1 protein-coding gene is annotated in these 521 nt (G+C 60.8%); it reads left to right on the plus strand.

Going from position 1 to position 521, the window contains the following annotated elements:
- The coding region (locus CR938_RS14360) for a phage tail tube protein (RefSeq protein WP_211365250.1) at positions 1-521 on the plus strand (521 nt) is incomplete at both ends.

Genomic DNA, 521 nt, shown 5'->3' on the forward strand with positions numbered 1-521 from the left:
GGTGAAAGGTGCCGGGACCACCCTGTGGGTTTATAAGGGGAGCGGTGACCCTTACGCGAATCCGCTTTCAGACGTTGACTGGTCGCGTCTGGCAAAAGTTAAAGACCTGACGCCCGGCGAACTGACCGCTGAGTCCTATGACGACAGCTATCTCGATGATGAAGATGCAGACTGGACTGCGACCGGGCAGGGGCAGAAATCTGCCGGAGATACCAGCTTCACGCTGGCGTGGATGCCCGGAGAGCAGGGGCAGCAGGCGCTGCTGGCGTGGTTTAATGAAGGCGATACCCGTGCCTATAAAATCCGCTTCCCGAACGGCACGGTCGCTGTGTTCCGTGGCTGGGTCAGCAGTATCGGTAAGGCGGTGACGGCGAAGGAAGTGATTACCCGCCCGGTGAAAGTCACCCACGTGGGACGTCCGTCGACGGCAGAAGATCGCCGCACGGTAACCGGGGCAAACGGCATACACGTGCCGCCTCCCAGCACCTCGGTGGTGAAAAGGCAGCACACCACCCTGACCG

Source organism: Pseudoxanthomonas taiwanensis (assembly GCF_010093135.1).
In the GTDB taxonomy this organism is placed as follows: Bacteria; Pseudomonadota; Gammaproteobacteria; order Xanthomonadales; family Xanthomonadaceae; genus Pseudoxanthomonas; species Pseudoxanthomonas taiwanensis.